The 20,120-nt window shown below is 46.6% G+C and carries 16 protein-coding genes; 10 read left to right on the forward strand and 6 right to left on the reverse strand.

The window, feature by feature from the left end; all coding sequences use genetic code 11:
- The 10 genes from Q0241_RS08590 to Q0241_RS08635 form a co-directional block, all read left to right on the forward strand.
- On the forward strand, nt 1–505 hold a 505-nt coding region (locus tag Q0241_RS08590; RefSeq protein WP_299376075.1), incomplete at its 5' end, for a hypothetical protein.
- Nucleotides 506–629: 124 nt separating this feature from the next.
- Nucleotides 630–1,559 carry a hypothetical protein gene (locus Q0241_RS08595; protein ID WP_299376078.1) on the forward strand — a complete coding sequence of 310 codons (930 nt, stop codon included), beginning with the start codon at nt 630–632 and terminating at the stop codon, nt 1,557–1,559.
- A 246-nt stretch (nt 1,560–1,805) separates the two neighbouring features.
- The gene (locus Q0241_RS08600; protein WP_299376081.1) at nt 1,806–2,663 is read left to right on the forward strand and encodes a hypothetical protein; all 858 of its coding nucleotides are present in this window, start codon (nt 1,806–1,808) and stop codon (nt 2,661–2,663) included.
- A gap of 84 nt (nt 2,664–2,747) precedes the next feature.
- Nucleotides 2,748–3,395 carry a phosphoribosylanthranilate isomerase gene (locus tag Q0241_RS08605; RefSeq protein ID WP_299376083.1) on the forward strand — a complete coding sequence of 216 codons (648 nt, stop codon included), beginning with the start codon at nt 2,748–2,750 and terminating at the stop codon, nt 3,393–3,395.
- A gap of 11 nt (nt 3,396–3,406) precedes the next feature.
- Nucleotides 3,407–4,291 (forward strand): phosphatase PAP2 family protein, encoded by an 885-nt coding sequence (locus Q0241_RS08610; protein WP_299376086.1) that lies wholly within the window; start codon nt 3,407–3,409, stop codon nt 4,289–4,291.
- Nucleotides 4,292–4,378: 87 nt separating this feature from the next.
- Nucleotides 4,379–5,590 carry a tryptophan synthase subunit beta gene (trpB, locus tag Q0241_RS08615; RefSeq protein ID WP_299376088.1) on the forward strand — a complete coding sequence of 404 codons (1,212 nt, stop codon included), beginning with the start codon at nt 4,379–4,381 and terminating at the stop codon, nt 5,588–5,590.
- A 12-nt stretch (nt 5,591–5,602) separates the two neighbouring features.
- Complete coding sequence (trpA, locus tag Q0241_RS08620; protein ID WP_299376091.1) at nt 5,603–6,433, forward strand: tryptophan synthase subunit alpha; 831 nt, start codon at nt 5,603–5,605, stop codon at nt 6,431–6,433.
- 24 nt (nt 6,434–6,457) lie between these two features.
- On the forward strand, nt 6,458–7,384 hold the full coding sequence (gene accD / locus Q0241_RS08625; protein ID WP_299376094.1) for an acetyl-CoA carboxylase, carboxyltransferase subunit beta: 927 nt from the start codon (nt 6,458–6,460) through the stop codon (nt 7,382–7,384).
- A gap of 64 nt (nt 7,385–7,448) precedes the next feature.
- Entirely contained in the window at nt 7,449–8,732 is a 1,284-nt protein-coding gene (locus Q0241_RS08630; protein ID WP_299376097.1) for a folylpolyglutamate synthase/dihydrofolate synthase family protein, read from the forward strand.
- Nucleotides 8,733–8,830: 98 nt separating this feature from the next.
- On the forward strand, nt 8,831–9,025 hold the full coding sequence (locus Q0241_RS08635; RefSeq protein WP_299376100.1) for a 2-hydroxymuconate tautomerase: 195 nt from the start codon (nt 8,831–8,833) through the stop codon (nt 9,023–9,025).
- A gap of 150 nt (nt 9,026–9,175) precedes the next feature.
- Here the strand turns inward: Q0241_RS08635 and trxA are convergent, their stop codons facing one another.
- The 6 genes from trxA to Q0241_RS08665 form a co-directional block, all read right to left on the reverse strand.
- Nucleotides 9,176–9,499, reverse strand: a complete 324-nt coding sequence (gene trxA, locus Q0241_RS08640; protein ID WP_299376103.1) for a thioredoxin TrxA — start codon at nt 9,497–9,499, stop codon at nt 9,176–9,178.
- A 100-nt stretch (nt 9,500–9,599) separates the two neighbouring features.
- Nucleotides 9,600–13,079, reverse strand: coding sequence for a double-strand break repair helicase AddA (addA, locus tag Q0241_RS08645; protein ID WP_299376106.1), 3,480 nt, complete (start codon nt 13,077–13,079; stop codon nt 9,600–9,602).
- Nucleotides 13,076–16,180, reverse strand: a complete 3,105-nt coding sequence (gene addB, locus Q0241_RS08650; protein WP_299376108.1) for a double-strand break repair protein AddB — start codon at nt 16,178–16,180, stop codon at nt 13,076–13,078. The genes addA and addB overlap by 4 nt, the downstream gene beginning before the upstream one ends.
- A complete protein-coding gene (locus Q0241_RS08655; protein ID WP_299376110.1) occupies nt 16,180–16,905 on the reverse strand; it encodes a nucleotidyltransferase family protein in 726 nt (241 codons plus the stop codon). Before Q0241_RS08655 ends, addB begins: the two co-directional genes overlap by 1 nt.
- 88 nt (nt 16,906–16,993) lie before the next feature.
- The gene (gene tsaE / locus Q0241_RS08660; RefSeq protein WP_366941160.1) at nt 16,994–17,485 is read right to left on the reverse strand and encodes a tRNA (adenosine(37)-N6)-threonylcarbamoyltransferase complex ATPase subunit type 1 TsaE; all 492 of its coding nucleotides are present in this window, start codon (nt 17,483–17,485) and stop codon (nt 16,994–16,996) included.
- Nucleotides 17,482–19,974: an ATP-binding protein gene (locus Q0241_RS08665; protein WP_299376113.1), complete on the reverse strand. Its 2,493-nt coding sequence runs from the start codon at nt 19,972–19,974 to the stop codon at nt 17,482–17,484. The genes tsaE and Q0241_RS08665 overlap by 4 nt, the downstream gene beginning before the upstream one ends.
- Between the last annotated feature and the right edge of the window lie 146 nt (nt 19,975–20,120).

Consider the following 20,120-nt stretch of genomic DNA (forward strand, 5'->3'; position numbering starts at 1 on the left):
ACTGGGAAGCCTTCCTGCTCTAACTCTAGGCGCAGCTATCCCAGCCAGTCTACCTATACTTTTCTTCGCTTTATTCATTTTTATTATTTACGTAGCTGCACGCTTATCATTTATATTACCTGCGACAGCCATAGGCGAAAAATACACCTTAAGTAACAGCTGGAAACACACAGACAGACAAGGCTGGCGACTTGTAGGAACTTTCATCATTGTAACCACCCCTTATGCACTGTTAATCATTGTTATTAATCAGGCTTTCGAAAGTGCTTTTATTTCAGAGCTGCCATCTATAACGACGAATGCGTCTCAAGTTAATTTTGAAAATCATATCAACGACTTAAATCAGTATTTTCTGAACAATGGACCAGAAATTTTTATACTCAATCTGTTCATAATAGCTCTGACATATCTCCCGACAGCCACGACTATCACAGCACTATCTATTGCCTTTAAAGGCTGTACAGGCTGGGTGCCTGAACAACCCGAAGAAACGGTAGATGGCTAACAATTTTGCTCGGCCCTGCTTTGTAATGGTTCGGTAAGTCTTTATTTAAAATTTGCCGCCCCCCGTTTAATTGAATATTCTCGCGTTCTTACTACTAATAAGGACTACTTAGGGGGTTAAAATTATGTCGGTCGTGACAGACGATTATATGGATGATGGATCTATAACACTGGGGAAAGCATTGAGTAATGCCTTCTCTCCACTCTTCAGTAACTTAAAAACGGCGCTCAAATTTACGATTTTACCGACTTTATCTTGGTCGGTTCTTATTCTGATCGGCGTTTTTTATGCGTTATCCATGCTTGGTGAAGAGACACCAACTAATTTCGCTAATTTTCATACTGGTATCTTTGTAGCCATTGTTGGTTTTGTTCTGCTATCTGTCCTTATTTCCATACAGTTTTATACCGCCTGGATACAGTTCTTACGATACGGAGATACATCTCTGAAAAATACTTTTATTTTCAATATAAAAAAGTGCCATTTTGTCATTCTCGGCAAAGCAATTTTATTAAATATCCTTCTTTTCTTAATTTCGATCATCGTAAACATACCACTCGGCTTTATAAGCTTTAACGTCTCTGCAATTTTGGCAACCATTGTACCAATTATACTACTACTTGTTCTATCAATTGTTTCTCTTCGCTTATCCTATGTTTTCCCAGCTGCTGCCATAGATCAACGCTTTGGATTTTTTGACAGCTGGAATGCAACACAAAAACACTGGCTACGCATCTTTATCGCTTTTGTCATTCTTGCAATCATTATGATTGCAGCTTCAATTGCTATCCAACTCGTGCTTGGAATAATCTTCTCCATTTTTGGTGCTGTTTTTTCATCGATCGCCATCAATGCGAATCAGTTCGCTTCTGCATCGGATATTTCTGCAACACTTCTTTCACCAGGCTTCCTGCTTATGGCAATTCCAGCCTATTTCATTACGATGGGTATAACATTGGTGTCCTATATACCCTTTATCAATATGCATTATTACTGCTTCAAAACAGATGTCAGCGTAACAAACGACCAAGAAATGCTTGATCGTTTCTCCTAAAGCTTTTGCTTTCCTGCCCGGATGTTATAAATATTTGGGCAGGAACAAAACGGTATCAGACGGAAAAATACAGTGGGAACAGCGCAAAAATGCGTACAACAACAACCAATAATCCTGAAATTTTATATACCGTACACTACTAATTTAATGCAGTTATCTGTGGGGCAATTACACACACCATTCATATAATTTATAAATTAAATATCTTTTCTGAATGCTACCAACACATTTAAGGAAGCAGGTTCAATGACAAGGGGTAGATCGATAAGCAAAGCAATTAAGGTATCATTTTTACTACTTTTTTCAAATCTGAAACCTGCCTTTACGCTAGCTATTTTACCAACAATCACTGGGTTAATTGGGGTAATAGGCATCGACACAGGTATTACATTTACAGTGCCTGTTCATGTGGCTTCTGTCACAAGTAATCTTTTAATTTCCTTATTATTAATTCTTATCTTTGCCCAATACTATACAGCCTGGGTTCGTTTTTTGAGTACTGGCAGCTATTCATTATGGGATACATTGATTTTTAATATGCATAAAAGGCATCTGCTCATATTTATAAGGATAATAGCCTTAAATGTTATCATAATTATTTTCCTTGTCCCAGTAGCTCTTGGCCCAAGAATTATATTTCATCATTATGAATTCACCGTACCATTTCTGTTAGTTGTATTTTCCTTAATTATTTTACTTATTATCGCAATGCGATTTTCCTTTACCTTTATTGCTGCTGCATTGGACCATCCATACAGCAACTCTAAAAGTTGGTCAGACACCAAAAAACAATGGCCGCAAATGCTGATTTCATTTATCTGCTTAATTGCGCTTTTCATTTTGGCTCAAGTATCTTTGATATTTATCTGCAAAACCTTTTCGGCGTTTTTTGATATAATAAATTTTTATTTATCTCATCCTTTTCTCAAATTGACATCAACATCAAATATTTTCTCCGACTTAATACTAGGGTCCGTCATTTTCATAATTTATTTTGTGACATTAATCGCATCAGCAGTTTCCTGCCTCCTCTTTATCAATATGCACTACTATTATTATTACAAAACAAACCCTGATTTAATAAATCGGGCAAGAAATACTTGATCCTTTGCCCTAAAGCTTTTGCTTTCCTGCCCGGATGTTATAAATATTTGGGCAGGAACAAAACTGAATGAGACAGGCCGTACAGTGGGAACAGAAGTTAAAATTTGTGGAATAAACAGCAACGAAGCCCTTAACGCAGCACAGGAAGCTGGTGCGGAATATCTTGGTTTTGTTTTTTTTTCCAAAAGCCCGCGTCATGTTTCTGCAGAACAGGCTGCTGCCCTCACAAAACAGGTAAAGCCCGGCACACAAAAGGTTGGCCTACTGGTTAACCCCAGTGACGATGATATTCGCCAGATAACTGAACAAGCGTCTTTGGATATCTTGCAACTCCATGGCGGAGAAACGCCAGAGCGCGTGGCCGAAATCAAAAGGAACTTTGGCCTTGAAGTGATGAAGGTCATCAAGGTTTCAGAACAAAAGGATTTTGAAACAGTACCTGTTTTTGAAGAAGTCTCTGATCGCCTCCTATTTGATGCCAAACCACCAAAAGATCTAAAAAATGCACTCCCCGGCGGTAATGCAATTTCCTTTGACTGGCGCTTACTTGCTGGGAAAAGCTGGAAGCGCCCATGGATGCTGGCGGGCGGTTTGAATTGTGACAATGTGCAGGATGCTATTCGTATTTCCGGCGCACCCGCTGTTGATGTCTCTTCCGGTGTTGAAGACAAGCCCGGTCTGAAATCAATTGATAAGATTCACGCCTTTACATCCAAAGCCCACAATACGTGATACCCGAAGACATGATGCCTGATTCTGTTCTTGTATTTCTGACACACTTTGGTGAGATACAGTTTCTTATTGCTGCGACAGTCTGCATCTATTGGATTATCTGCCCTAGATTAGGGACACGTTTGTGGTTTGCCCTCTGCCTATCAAGTTCCGTCCAACAGACCCTTAAAATGACCATTGCGCAACCACGTCCCTATTGGTTGAATCCGGACCTTTTGGCGATCGAAAAAAGTACCTCATACGGCATGCCCTCTGGGCACGCACAAACGCCACCACTCTTTTACGGTATCCTCGCTAAATCTTCGAGGCGACGTTGGGCTTATTTCCTGGCGGCTGTTATCGTGATACTCACAGGTTGGACAAGGATCACCGGTAATGTTCACAGCACGGAACAGGTGCTTACAGGCTGGACCATTGGCGTTTTGCTTCTCATTTCCATATTTTTGCTGGAAAAACCTGTCTCCCGATGGTGGCAAAAAAGCACCTTTATCATCCGTGTATCGGGTTCTTTCGCTTTTTGCGCCGTTTTAATGGGCGTCGGTCTATGGTCAGCGTCCAATGCCGGACAGCAAATTGTTCCTGCAATTTGGGTCGAAAACGCAGGACATCCTCTGCGCCCTGTCAAAGCCGACAACATAATTATTGTGCCTGGCCTTTTGTTCGGCTGGCTTCTGGGTCTTGCATTTTTGGATGGGAAATACCCACCAAAACCTGAAAACAAGCTCAAGCTTGCCTTGCGACCTTTGCTTGGGCTACCTCCCTTGGCGCTATTGCTCGACGTTGCACCCGGCAAAGAAATAGAGCTTATTTTGATTGTCACCTTCGTCGTTGGTACCCTTGCCGGATTATGGTCCAGTTATGGAGCACCTTTTCTTTTCAAGATATTAAAGATCTAAGTATCGGATCCCTTGCAGGATGGTGGCTTTTCAGGCAAAGTCCGCCCAAGATAGATCATAGAGATCCGATAAGGTTGCAGAGTAGATATGACAACACCTAATTCTTATATGAACGGCCCTGACGAGCGTGGACATTTTGGTATTTTTGGCGGTCGCTATGTCGCTGAAACATTGATGCCTCTTATTCTCGAAGTCGAAAAAGCCTACGATGCAGCCAAGGCTGATCCTTCGTTTCAAAAAGATTATGACTATTACGCCAAACATTACGTTGGCCGCCCAAGCCCGCTTTATTTTGCAGAACGCCTGACCCGCGAACTCGGCGGCGCAAAAATTTACTTTAAGCGTGATGAGCTGAACCACACAGGTTCACACAAAGCAAACAACGTACTCGGACAGATTCTTCTGGCCAGACGTATGGGTAAAAAACGTATTATCGCAGAAACTGGCGCCGGACAGCATGGTGTTGCCACAGCAACGTTCTGTGCCCTTTTTAATCTGCCCTGCGTTGTTTACATGGGCGCGACTGATATCGCACGACAGGCACCAAACGTCTTTCGCATGAAATTGTTAGGGGCCGAGGTTATCGGCGTTGAAAGCGGTACGGGTACTCTGAAAGATGCCATGAACGATGCGCTGCGCGATTGGGTAACCAATGTCGAAGAAACATTTTATATCATCGGCACCGCCGCTGGCCCACATCCCTATCCGGTCATGGTTCGTGATTTCCAATCCATTATTGGCCGCGAAGCAAAAGAACAGATGCTAGAAGCCGAAGGTCGTTTACCCGACCAACTCGTCGCCTGTATTGGTGGTGGCTCGAACGCAATTGGCCTGTTCCATCCTTTCCTGGATGACAAAGATGTCGCGATTACAGGTGTAGAAGCCGCTGGTTTCGGTGTAAAAACCGATAAACACGCCGCATCACTAACAGGCGGCAAACCCGGTGTTCTTCATGGAAACCGGACGTTCCTGTTGCAGGATGATGATGGGCAGATCCAAGATGCGCACTCTATCTCTGCTGGCCTAGACTATCCGGGCATTGGGCCAGAGCATTCATGGCTACATGACATTGGTCGTGTAAATTACGCATCCGCCTCAGATACCGAAGCATTGGAAGCCTTTCAGATGCTGTCAAAGGTCGAGGGGATCATCCCCGCACTTGAACCAGCACACGCATTGGCGCATGTGACCAAGATTGCACCGGACATGGGCAAAGATAAAATCATCCTCATGAACCTTTGTGGTCGCGGCGATAAAGATATCTTTACTGTTGCCGAAGCACTCGGCGTAGAGATTTAGGGGGAAGATATCATGAGCCAAACAAGACTTGAAAAGCGTTTCGCTGACCTGAAAGAAGAAGGTAGAGGTGGCCTTGTTACTTTTGTAACCGCAGGTGATCCCGATTTTGAAACCAGCCTAGAGCTTGTCAAAGGATTACCCAAAGCTGGTGCAGATGTCATCGAACTCGGCATGCCATTTTCCGACCCAATGGCTGATGGCCCTGCAATTCAGGCCTCTAGCTTACGTGCATTGCGCAATGGCATGACACTGAGCAAAACACTCGACCTCGTGCGTGCCTTTAGACAAGACAACCAGGATACGCCAATTATCCTGATGGGATATTACAACCCGATCTACATCTACGGCGTAGATAAGTTTCTAACCGACGCCAAATCAGCAGGCGTCGATGGTTTTATCATCGTCGACCTGCCACCGGAACATGATGATGAATTCTGTATTCCTACGATGGAACAGGGTTTACACTTCATCCGACTGACAACCCCAACAACAGTTGGTGACAGATTACCGAAAGTGCTTAACAACACGAGCGGTTTTGTATATTACGTATCCATCCTTGGCATTACAGGTACTGCTGCCGCGTCTGACAGTGCGACCCACGAAGCAGTAGCGCGCCTAAAAGCCGAAACAGATTTACCTGTTGCCGTTGGCTTTGGTATTCGGACCCCCGAACAAGCCGCTAAGGTGGCAACAGTTGCGGATGCCGCGGTGGTCGGATCTGCAATTATCGATAAATTAAGAGAAAACTTGGATGATGATAACCAGGCGAAACCTGGCCTCAGCCAAGCAGTATTGGAATACGTACGTACGCTGGCAGATGGTGTACGTGGATCCCGTACTTAAATTGAAACAAGTAAGGCAGAAAGCATGAACTGGATTTCCAACTACGTCCGCCCAAAGATCCGTGCGCTGGTACAGAAAGACACGCCAGATGATCTATGGGTAAAATCACCTGCCACAGGCCAGATGATTTTCAAAAAGGAATTGGAAAAGAACCTCTGGGTCTGTCCCTATAGCGGGCATCACATGCGGATCTCTGCGAGAAAACGCCTTGAGACTCTTTTTGATGATGGCGACTACACTCTCGTAGAGTTACCAAAGACTCTTACTGACCCGCTAAAATTCAAAGATTTGAAAAGATACACGGACCGTATCAAAGATGCCAATGCCAAGAATGAAGACAAAGAGGCCATTCTTGTTGCCCGCGGAACAATGGGCGGTATGCAAACAGTTGTCGCCGTCTTTAACTTTTCCTACATGGGCGGTTCTATGGGAACAGCTGTTGGCGAAGGACTTCTGACAGCCGCGAAACTTGCTGTTCTTCAAGAAGCACCTTTGCTAGTGATCCCCGCATCTGGTGGCGCTCGAATGCAAGAAGGCATTCTCTCGCTGATGCAGATGCCACGTTCAATCATCGCGGTTGATATGGTCAAGGATGCCGGACTTCCTTATGTGGTTCTGTTAACAGACCCGACCACGGGTGGTGTTTCTGCCTCGTTTGCCATGCTTGGGGATATCGCCATTGCCGAGCCTCAGGCCAATATCGGTTTTGCCGGAAAACGTGTGATCGAAGAAACCATCCGCGAAAAATTACCGGAAGGCTTTCAGACTGCCGAGTATCTTTTAGAACATGGCATGGTCGATATGGTGGTTCATCGCCACGATCTACGCGAGACACTTATTCGGGTCTTCAATCTTTTGACTCAAAAAGGTCCTTCGGCAGAAATTTTGCCGCTCAAAGGCACTGAAGAGCCAAAAGAAGAAATCAAAGAACAGAACGACCCGGCTGAATAAGCCGGGTCCGTCCCTTTGGTAAGAAACACCAAGCCACAAACTTCTATCAGGTAGAGATATGACCATGCGCCGGAGTGATATCGTCTTAGAGCGCCTTAGCCTCTTGCATCCCAAAATTATTGACCTGTCCCTCAGTCGTGTAGAGCGTTTATTGGGTTTACTTGATCACCCAGAGGAAAAGTTACCACCTGTTATTCACGTCGCCGGCACCAATGGCAAAGGATCTTTCCTTGCCTATCTCAGGGCAATTCTGGAAGCACACGACAAGGGCGTTCATCTCTACACTTCTCCCCATCTGGTAAAATTCCACGAACGGATCAGGCTGGCAGGGGAATTGATTTCCGAAGATGAGTTGGTCTCGCTACTTGAAGAATGTGAAAAGGTAAACGGCCCGGATTCCATAACTTTTTTTGAAGTCACAACCGTTGCGGCATTCCTTGCTTACAGTCGTCACAAAGCGGATGCTCTCTTGCTTGAAACAGGGCTGGGTGGTCGTCTCGATGCCACTAACATGATCGCGCAACCCGCTCTCACAGCCATCACTCCTATTTCCGTAGATCACACCCAGTTCCTGGGGGAAACCATCGAAGAGATCGCCGCTGAAAAAGCTGGCATTCTCAAATCCGGGATTCCCTGTGTGGTTGGCAAACAACCAAAAGCCGCCCTCGACGTCATAAAAGCCCGCTCCAAAGAAATAAGTGCCGAACTTTATATCGAAGGTGAAGATTGGGTTGTGATCCCGGATGCAAAAGGTTTCGTCTTTAAAGGACGTCATGGGGAGGCACATTATCCAAACCCCAACCTTTTGGGAGAACATCAAGTTGAGAATGCCGCTTTGGCCGTTGCGGCCACCGATATTCTGACAAGCTCATTTGATCTCAAAAAAGATAAAATCCAACAAGGCCTGACCCAAGCATATTGGCCCGGTCGTATGCAGAAGTTGACCAAGGGTCTATTGCCCGATCTTCTTCCTAATGACTCTGAACTTTGGCTCGATGGCGGTCACAACGAATCTGCCGGACTTGCTTTGGCAAAAATTCTCAAGACATGGCAAGACAAACCAGTTCATATAATCTACGGCATGCTCAACACAAAAGCTGCCACAGATTATCTGCGCCCCCTAGCTCCGCTTGGGTCCAGCCTACGTGCAATTGAAATCCCTTTTGAAGCCGCTTCTCTGAGTGCTGAAGATGCTGCCGCTCATGCTGTTGAAGCTGGTTTTGATGCCAAGCCCTGCGCCTCTGCACAACAGGCCGTTGAAGAGATTCTTGCCCAAGAAGAACCCGGACGCATTCTGATCTGTGGTTCTCTCTATCTAGCGGGACATATCCTCGCGGAAAGCCATTAGTCAGAAGCCAAGTTAACGCGACCCTTAGCCCAAGACTAAGCCTAGCTTTTTTGGTTAAAACCCTCTATTCTGATTCTACCTAGAAAGAGGACGAAACCATGCCAATCATACGTGTGGAAATGTTCCAAGGTCGTTCGCTTGAGCAAAAACGTGCTCTGGTCAAAACGCTGACCGAAGAAACGGCCAGAATCACAGGCTGCAATACCGAAGCGGTGTATGTCGTTATCGACGATGTTCACAAAGAAAATTGGGGTGCCGGAGGTATTCTCCACACCGATAAAGTGCACCACTAATTTTATCCGGCTTGTGCCTACTGGAACGAAATAATCAAGATAACGCACCACTTGTGTGCCTGTTTGTATTTCAGTAATTCCCCACAAAAAAAGCCCCGCAAAATGCAGGGCTTTTATCTTGAGACAAAACGTCAAATACGCGGTTTCGTCTTATGCAAGAGAAGATGTAATCCACTCTTTTAATTGACCTTTGGCAATTGCGCCTACTTTTTGCGCAACGATTTCACCATCTTTGAAAAGAAGTAATGTTGGAATACCGCGAACACCATATTGCTGTGGAGTCATTGAATTTTCGTCAATATTTAGCTTGGCAATAGTAAGAGAGCCGCCCATTTCTGCCGCGATTTCATCCAGCGCAGGCGCAATCATTTTACAAGGACCACACCATTCAGCCCAGAAATCCACGAGAACAGGGACATCCGCTTTAAGAACGTCGGCTTCAAAAGAATCATCGCTGATTGCGATCGTTGACATAGTATACCTCTTGCCATTTGTTTGTGTGCGATGAAAAGAACGTAATACGTCTTTCCCATCACATCGTCAGCATGAATGTAGGGATGCAGGTCCCCCTGCGTCAAGGTTCATATTCAACAAGAATGTTATCCGGCAAGTGCATCAACCGGGCTTCGTCGGTCCAAAGCAGATGTGCTTCTACTTGATAATTCGGATAAATTTGCCTCAGAACTGTACGATACGCCGCCATTTGACGCAGATAAGAGCGGTGAACATTTTCGATTTTTTTAGGCGGTGGGCGATTGGTTTTATAGTCGATAATTTTTACTTTATTGTCCGTTATGATTAATCGGTCCACCTGCCCGGAAATAACTTCAACATCCCCATCGCGATGAACCAACCCCACAACAGGGACTTCTGCCCGGCTTCCTTCGCCAAAAATGTCCTGATAATCCGGATGATTGAGGACAGACAATGTTTCCGTCAATAACGTAGTGACCTGATCAGAATCTAATTCATGTAGTGGTGATTCCAGATATCGCCGCCCCGACAATTCCCATTTTTCTTTAGGTAAATCCGGCAGTGTTTGTAAAAGACGATGGATGATCCGCCCTCGCTTGAACCGTGAGCCATCGTCTTGCCCCAGAGGCGAACGTACAGGCGGTTCATCATCTTTTGCTCTGGATGGGGCGAGAGGTCTTGGCGGAACTGGTTCCTGATCCGGATCGACAGACGCCCATAACGGTAAGCTTCCATCAAAATGATCAACAACCGCTTCTTCTTTACCCGCTTGAATCTGAACTTCCTGCGTATTCTCCTGAACACGGCCCATTGCGTCCCACATGCCAGCTGGATCTTCGGGAAAAGAAAACTCGACCTCTTCGCCATGTTCATTCAGAGCCGCTTGCGCCAAGGCATACCAGCTATCCTCAGACGGTTCACGCGCGCCCGTCCAGCCACAAATAATCAAACGATCCTCGGCACGGGTTAAAGCCACGTATAAAAGTCGCCGGTATTCCCGCAAGCCATCCTTGCGAAGCTGATCTCGCGCAGAAGAAATGATTTCTGTATTCATCGCCGTTCGTGGTGACCATACAGGAAGATTACCCTGCTCTTTCAACCACACAACACCCCGATCAGCCTGTGGTATCTGTGTTGTATCCGGTAAAATAACCACAGGCGCCTGAAGACCTTTTGACCCGTGCACGGTCATGATACGTACCGCACCACCCCCCTGTTCAAGGTCACGTTTGATTTCCTGATCGCCGACTTCAAGCCAATGCAAGAAGCCCTCTAGCGACGGCGTTTCTTCCCGCTCATAGGCAAGTGCAAGAGAAAGGAATTCTTCGATAGGATCACGCGCATCAGGCCCCAGTCTGGACAAGAGCATTTTCCGTCCGCCCAAAGAACCAAGAATATGAGAGAATAATTCAAAAGGTGGCGTATAGTCTGCACGCGCAAGCAAACCGTTCAAAAAACCTGCTGCGCGGGCGAAGGTATCGTTGGATTTCGCTTTGTCTCTCAATCGGGACCACAAGCTTCCTTTGCGATTATACGCCAAATCAAAAAGCTGATCGTCATCCAACCCAAGCAACGGTCCCTTCAAAACTGTGGCCAGCGTCAAATCATCTTCGGGTAACAACAAAAAGCGTCCCAACGCGACAAGATCCATCACCGCCATTTGATCGGTCAGCACCATCCGGTCCACCCCGGAAACAGGCACAGCCAAAGTTTTGAGTTCGCGCACCAGTTCTTCAACAAAGGCATTACGACGGCGAACCAAGATAAGAATATCACCGGGGTCAATACGCCTGCCCTGTGATGGTAACTGACAGACGGGATCATCAATTCCAGCTTCGGCAAGGGTCCAGTAATGGATACGTCGCGCCAACACACTTGCCAATCGTGCCCGGGATTCCATTTCCGCTTCTTGTGCTAACGGTAGAGTCCACGGTGTGTCTTCAGTCGCGCCCTCACTTACCATCAACGGCCAAAGTTCAACGCGCCCAGCTTGCCCCAATCGAACTGGTTGATGTTTTAGAAGATCTTCATGAAAAGAAACGCCATCTGCTGCCGAGGGATAGGAAAAAACCTGATCAACAGTTGAAAGTACTGACGGTGTCGAACGAAAAGACACGTCCAGACTAATACGTTGCCATTTTTTTTGGGCGATCTTGACGCGTTTCTCGAAATGTTCGCGCATTTGCTCGAACTTGGCTGGATCTGCACGTTGGAACGAATAAATAGATTGTTTAACATCCCCCACAGCAAAGATAGTTCTGATGTCTTCTCTTGCACCCTCGCCGTCAAAGAACTCATTACAAAGTGCCTCGATAACTTCCCACTGTTCCGGGTTGGTATCCTGTGCCTCGTCAATTAAGACATGATCAATGCCCCCATCGAGTTTAAAGAGCACCCAGGCAACAGCCCGTTCCCCTTTTAAAAGGTCCCGTGTTTTTAGAATAAGATCGTCGTAATCCAGAAAGGCGCGGGTTTCCTTATATCGCTCGTACCGTGATAAAATAGCAATGCCCAAGTCAAGCAGCGACGATGTTGCTTTCGCAACACCAATTGCATTGAGCTTCTCGTTCAACCGAATCAGACGTTCGGCTTCATCCATCAAGATATCCGGCAGTTGTGGCAGGACGGATAAGGCCCCTTTTGTTGCTAATCGACTTTTGATGCTTCCAGCTTGTGTGAAAAAGATCGTCCGGTAATCACTGTATTTTGCTTGCCTTGCGTCTGATGGACTCTCAATCCATTTTTTAAGAAGATGCCCACGTTCTTGATCAGATTTTGCGCCTTGCAAAAGAGCATCCGCCGCATGTGAAAGCTGTATCGTGTTGAAAGCCCCATCGTCACACGCCGAGTTTAATAGATCTGTCGCACTACTGTTTGGATCAACACCAAGAGTTTCGTAGATCGTCTTCTTAAGACCTTGCTGATTGCCGTACTGATCCAGAAGATCTGAAATTCGCCCACGTTCTCGGATAATTTCCTGTACAAGCGATCCAAACGATTGTTCCTGAGTATAGGCCGTGATGCATTCCAATGCGTCAGTAACAGCCTGTTCACTCAATCCTCCACGGCCAGAGAGAACATCTTCACGGGACCTGAACAGAAGTTCTTCTGCAGAACGATCATCAAGGATTTGAAAATTCGGGGCCACTCCTGCTTCCAGAGGGAATCGTCCCAGCAATGATTGGCAAAAAGCATGAATTGTCTGAATCTTCATACCGCCGGGCGTATCCAGAACACGCGCAAACAGTCGCCGTGCTGTCTGTAATTCATCCTGCGTCGCACTTCGACCAAACAGCTTTTCAAGCTCTTTGACAAGATCATCTTCAGGAATAGTGGACCAGCCAGCCAGTTTGTCAGACAGACGGTTAGCCATCTCAGCGGCAGCCGCCTTGGTAAAGGTCAGCGCCAGAATTTTCCCCGGTTCTGATCCACTCAACAGCAAATTCAAAATACGATCGGTCAGAACTTTTGTCTTACCTGCCCCCGCAGAGGCGCCCACCCAAACAGATGTGGTTGGATCTGCCGCCTGTCTTTGCTCATTGGTTGCTTGCCGGAGGATATCATCAATGCTTAGCGTCATAGATCACCCTCCCCACCTGTAGACAACTCCTTAATACGCGCCAGATGCTCAAAATCATTATAGACAAGAGCTTGGTTCGGTCTGGGCCGCGCTGCGTACGGCGTTTCCTGATAATCAAATTCAGCAATCAGATCTTGCAAACCTTCGATGGCAATTTTTGCGATCTGTCCAACACCTTCTTTTGCACCGCGCTGACCCAGCGCATTTTTATTCTCACCCGCCGGATCACCACCCGTTAACCGCCAATAAAGTAATTCTTTAACGTCATCAGGCAGGATGCCAAATCCGCCTTCTATCGCAATGGCGGCTTCCAAAGGCAGTTGTGGGGAAATCCCCTGCAACACATTCTTGGCACTTGGAACTGTTCCCGTTTTATAATCGAGTATCGCCAAGCCACCTGTTGCCAATTCATCGATGCGATCTGCCTTGGCCGTCAAGGTAAAGTCTCCCGCTGGTCCGTTCAGAACAAGCTTACCAGTGACCTCAACATGGGATTTGGAAACCAGTTTCCGACGCAGGATTTCTTGTTCCACAAACCACTTGGCAATACGCTGAAACCGTGGCCACCAGAAAGACCAGATACCAGGACGGTCTTTAACCGCAGCAAATACACCTTCCCCAATGATGAGAAGCTGCTGCTCTGCGTTTTCAGGTAAAGCATCCGGATATTGCTTGAGAAATTTTTCAAGTGCTTCATGAATCAAGCTTCCCTTATCTGCCCCAGATGGATCTGCATCCAGAGGATCAAGCTTTCGAAGCTTTAATATCTTTTGAGCATAAAGTGCGTAAGGATCCCGCATCCACGTTTCAATACGGGTGACCGAAAGGTTTCGGGGGCGCGCGGAAACTGGCGGTGTCGGTGCCGGTGCTTTTATCTGGATGCGCGTTTCCGGCAGATCCATTGCCTCTGCCCAACCTAACCACTTCCTGGCATCCTTCTGTAAAAAGCCCCGAAGGCCTTTACCTTCCAACAAAGCTTCAATACGAAGCAACCAACGCGAGGGAACCGTTGGTGCTCCCTCTACCTTTTCTGATCGGGTTAAGAATACTTCTGGCGCACAAAAAGCCTGAACAAAATCCTGCGCAGATAATCCGACCTGCTGCTCAGGTTGCGGCAGCCCAAAATCCCGTCTCATCGGGCGGCTCATCCATGGACCGGGTTTTGCCTCTGCCGGCCAACTACCCTCGTTCAAACCGCCAAGAATAACCACATCAGCATGCTGCAAACGAGCTTCAATTGCCCCAAGAATACTCAACCTTGGATGCGCCCCAAAAGGCGCACGCACAGCGCGCCCCACCATAAGAGCTGCAATTAATTCAGGATATCGGCGTGGAGATACATCAGGAGCATCACCTGCGGCTTCTCGTAAATCAGCAACAAACTCTGCTGTTGCGCTACCGTCATCCCCGGCCCAAAGCCTTTCTGCCCCGCTTTGCTCATCTGTAGAAGCCAGAAATTCGGCAAACTCAATATGAGAATCAAGTAAGGCGCGAAAAGATTGTGTGCCCCCCCGAATATGATCATCAAAAACCTGCCCCGCCGTGATAAGACGCTGTAGCAGACCCTGAATTTCATGACTGTCTTCAACATCGTCTCCAAGGGCTGCCATTAGCCCTTCAAGTCCCGATGCAGGTCGAACCCCACGCAGCACCGTGATCTCTAACTGGCGAATAATACGTTTGAAAACACCAATCTGCATTCCAGCGGCACAAAGCGGATGTTTCATTGCCGATAGGAAAGAAATTGGCGACAGCCCAGACACCATCATTTCGGCTGTTAGCCGCAAAAAAACTGCCGGGGCAGCTTCGGGCAAAGGAGAGCCCGCAGAATCATCAATTGTAATCGACCAGCGTTCCATCTCTGCCGTAACCCGGCGAGCGAGGTCTCGATCCGGTGTAATCAAAGCAGCTGTTTTCTCGGGTGTTTCCAGAACTGATCTTAAAATAAGGGAAATGGCCAAAGCCTCTTCACCCGGTCCCGGACAATCCAGTCGAGATACCTTTTCAAGCGATTTCTGGAATATCGAAATATCCGACTGTTCTATATATCTTTGCCATTGCGTTGTTGCCTGTGCCGGACGCATTGCCATATGCACAAAATCAACCCGCGTTTCAGGTGCTCTGCTTTTAAGCTCAGACCTTCCCAAATCAATTTCACCTGAATCAGCGACAACGGCACCATAAGGCCAGGACTGCAAATCAGACCTTGGGATGTCCAAACGTTTTAGGAGGCGCGCCAATCCATTTTGGGGGTGCGAGCTATCTTTCAAAAACTCACGCCAGGTATCATCGTCTGCCGTTAAATCAACACCCGGCAAAATCACCACACCTTGCGGGCATTTGGAAATAACGCCAATTAAATCAGCGGCCGCCGGAATGGACCCTGTTGAGCCAGCAACAATGAGGGGGTGATCCGGGGGGCATTGTCGCCAAAATTCTGCCTGACCTTCCAAAAGACGCCGCCGTCTTTCTGCCGGGCCAATACCACCAGTAGCCTCTTCGACTGTCGGCCAAATTTTCGTTAAAATTTCAAGAAATTCCAACGTGATCTGCCAATGCACAGCATAGTCTTCGGGCACAAGATCAGATAACTCGGTAAAGCTCAGACCTTCGGTTTGTACCTGATCCAGAAAGCGGCCGAGTTCTCCGGCAAGACGAACCGCCTGATCTTCCGGGATAATATCCCCGCCATTTGCCTTGACCTGTGACGCCGACCATTTCAGTACCAGCTGACTCAATAACAACTGACGCCTTAAGGATGACAGGACAGGTGGAAGATCAAGATCCTGACCAATAGCCACGTCAGCGGCTGACATCAACAGCTCATCGGGGTCTAGATCGCCCAACGGCAACATTCTTGGTAGCATCATGGCTTTGCCATCAGACGCCCGTAAAAAAGCCTGTTGCAAACTTCGACAAGCGCGTCTTGTCGGTAAAAGAATCATTACCTTGGAAAATTCCAAAGGGTTACCACCCCAGCGTTTTAAAATTCCCTTGGCTAATGCGTCAACAAACGATGCATTCGAAGCGATAGAATATACATCTTTCACAGCTTCTCTCGTCTCAGGGAGCTCTACCTCAAAGGGAAGTTCAAAAGTCATTATCGAGATGCCGCTGGCAACATGTTTTGTAAAAGCCCCTCTACTTCACGAAGGCCTTCGGGGGTGCCAACATGAAACCATTCCCCGTCATGTTCTAAGCCGCATAACCGATTAGATACCAAAGCTCTGTCAAAAATTTCGTTGAGAGAAAAAGACCCTTGAGGCGCATCAACGAAAAGCTTTGGATGCAAAATTTGAATGCCTGCATATACATAAGGCGCAGTTATTGCTTCACCTCGACGACATAATCTTTTTTCATTCTTCAAAAAGAAATCACCCGCGCCTTCGTATCCATAGGCCTTGGATTTTGGATGAACCAGAAGCAACGCATCCATCACATCAGGATTCCAAAAATTCATAAGACGCTTGATCGCTGCGTCAGTACCATCAAGCCAACAAACATCGCCGTTCACGACAACAAAGGGATCATTCCCCAAAAGTGGAAGCGCCTGCGTAACACCTCCCCCCGTCTCAAGGATTTCATGCTCTTCAGAAAAAGTAATCATCGGATCATCATAAGCATCGACAAAGCCCTGAATTTGCTCTTTCAGATAAAAGCCATTCACGACTATTTTATGTATGCCTGCCGTTCTCAACTTCGCGATAATACTTTCCAACATTGGCACCCCGAGAACAGGGACCAAGGGTTTCGGGATAGTCTCTGTTATTGGTCTCATCCGCTTGCCAAAACCAGCAGCCAATACCATCGCATTTTTTATTGTCATCGGGGTTACTATGTCCTGCCTATCAACCAGATCAATCCTCGATCAAGTCACACTTAAAGAAAATACCAGATTCAAAAGAATGCCAAGCCTAGGAAAATAAAGGATCTAATCGTTCTCGCCATTTGAGATCACCCAAAAGCTTCAATGATCTTGCGGTTTCCCCCTGTCCGTAAGACAGCTTTACCAGCAAATGTCCACGCGGCATTAAAAAACCTAGTCTATCTGGCCATTCGATAAGTGAAATGCCTTCGGTAAAAGCTTCTTCTATACCAAGTTCGTAGGCTTCTTCCGGATCTTCAAGCCGATAAAGGTCAAAATGCCAAATCTGTCGCTCAGCCCGCTCATATATTTGAACCAAGGTAAAAGTTGGGCTGGGGACTTCCTCTATTTGCTCCATCCCATCCATTGCAGGAAAAGCATTAATCAAGGCGCGGGAAAATGCTGTTTTACCAGCACCAAGATCCCCATCCAGAGCTAAAACATCACTCTCTTTTAGAAATGGTGCCAGACGGTGTGCAAAGTTCCGGGTTTCGCTTTCATCAGCAAAGGCAACCTCGCCAATCAGGTTCTCTGCTGTCACGATGTCTGTTCCTCTGCCCGGGATTGACCGTCCCCACTCGCCTCAACACCCACCCCTGTCTCAGCGGCTTCCTGATCTTCAACATTTTCCCGTTTTTCGGTATTTGCGTTAATTGTATCGGAAACAACTTTGCGAATTCCACCCGGCTTTTCCGGATCTTCAAGCAATGGGATATGACAGGTTACTCTGGTTCCCTCATTTATTTCGGATTCAATTTCAACCCAACCACCGTGAAGCTCCACAAGGCTTTTAACAAGAGACAGACCAAGGCCTGCACCCGCCTGTTTTGCGTGTCCTTCACCGCGTTCAAATTTATGGAAGACCCTTTCTTGATCTTCCTGGCTGATGCCAACACCATTGTCTTTTACTGAAATACGCAGTTCATGATCACGGCTTGCGGTGATATCAACTCTTTCCCCTTCAGGTGAAAATTTAAGTGCATTCAACAACAGATTATATAGCGCTTGCGTCAAGCGGCGTTCATCTACCAATACAAAGCCAATATTGTCATCACAGACTATATTCACATCTATATTCCGATAACGCGCTCTTTCGTGCCCGATGGTATGAAGGTGTTGCAGCATATGCTCGACCTTAACCTCAGCAAGGTCGAGATGCAGATAACCTGCTTCAATAGTCGCCAGATCCAATATGTCATTGATTAACGCCATCAACCGTTGCGATGATTCAACAATAGCCTGACTATATTCTCTCTGTCGGCTGTTAAGTTCACCAAAGAATTGATTTTCCAGAATTTCAGCAAAGCCGACAATCGCATTTAGCGGCGTTCTCAGTTCATAAGAAACATTCGCGATAAACTCTGTTTTCAGTTTATCCGCCGTCTCCAAAGCTTCATTTTTCTCGAGAAGGGCGCGCTCTACAGTAAAGGAGTCTGTTACATCAAGAAATGTCAACAAAGTCGCCCCGTCTGGCAGCATAACTTGCGCCCAGTCAAGAACAACACCATCAGCCCGGAATTTACGACCAGATCTGACCTCAGGCTCACAAACACGTGCGACCATCATTTCCAATTGGCTGTCCCAGTCTTCACCCTTAACCTCAAATAGATCTCTGCTCTGTTGAACAACATCCCTGACATGTGGTTCGCTATTGAGGAAATCTTCGGGAAGCTTCCAGAGTTGGGCAAAGTTTGGATTGTACAACTTCAGACGACCGTCGGCACCATACACCACAACAGCTTCGTATAACTTGTTCAACGTCTCACGTTGTACCGCAGTAAGCGTATTATACGACCGTTCCAAAGCAAGACGGTCTGTAACGTCTTCGACCGTTTCAAGTACGCCACCAAAGGGGTGCGCAGTTGCAACAGACCGTAGTGTTGTTCCATCGGTAAGGTGCAACAACTCTTCAACGGGTTCGATCATCGTGCGATAATCACGGAGCCTCTGTTGTTTAAATTCAGGAAAATTCGCGTATTCTGGCAACCTGCGATTTTCACGCATCGTGTCTAAAATCTCACTTAAATGAGGTTCCGATTTCAAGAAATCTTCATTCAATTTAAACAAGGTTGCATAGGCTGAATTAAAGAAGGTCAGACGTTCATCAGGGCCAAATATTGAAATGGCTATGCCCAGATTTTCAAGAACCTGAGCATGAGCACTGATATGCCGCCCCAGCTTGTTTTCAGCTTCCTCCAGGCCCGTTTGATCGACGGCAAACCCCAACAGCGTTTTATCATCCAGCTTTCTTTCACTAAATTCTAAAAGTCGCCTTTCGCCCGCTATAATTGCATGATGCTTATCACAAGCGATTTCACCATTATCGAACGCCTGTCGGGCAAGGCTGTGAGTTTGGGAAACCTTTGACCGATCAACCAGTTCTATATTTTTCTGAACAATATCTTTTTGTTCTGCTTCAACAGCATTTGCGTAGGCTGTGTTACAATAGGTAATCGCAAGCTTATCATCGCGCATCCAGACGGGGATCGGTAAATTTTCCAACAAAGAAGAAACATGGCGTGATTCTTCCGCCGCTGTTTTTGCCTGCCTTTCAAGATCACTAATATCTGAAAACCAGACGACGTCTGTAATCGGCGGGTTGCTTATCACTGACTCAATACGCTGCCCATTTATACGATAGGTTCGACCCTTCGACCGCAGAGTCAGCGTAAAGGCTTTCCCTTGATCTTTTAGGCTATCAAAGGCCTCTGTCAGTGTGTTGGCTTCGCCTGTTCCCCGCTGAAAAGCAATTGAGATTGCATTGAAATCAATCTCTCCTTTATCAAGGCCAAATTCACGCACAACGCCAACACTGGCCCGTGTCTTTTTGTCATGGTGGGAATAGGTGACGCACCCAAGTGGGGCCGCCAGAACAGCAGCACGATCCAGTGACGATTTTATCTGTAGATCGTGAAGTTTTTGTTTAAGCAACTGCCAGCGATGACGATATGCAAAAACAATTAACCCCGACCCAAGCAGGATAATGAGAGTAAGAAAGAAACCCGGCAGGTAAGCCGAAAATGACGACACTGCGTTCCCCTCAATAAGTGCAGAAAATCCATATTTTGTGTTGGATTTTTTGAAGCGGCCAGAAAACCCTTATCAAGTGTAATAAGTTTACCCTGTCAAAACAAGGTGTTGAACGCAATCAGGGGACACAGAAATTAATCTGCATC

The sequence above is a fragment of the uncultured Kiloniella sp. genome, assembly GCF_937128705.1.
Classification (GTDB): Bacteria; Pseudomonadota; Alphaproteobacteria; order Kiloniellales; family Kiloniellaceae; genus Kiloniella.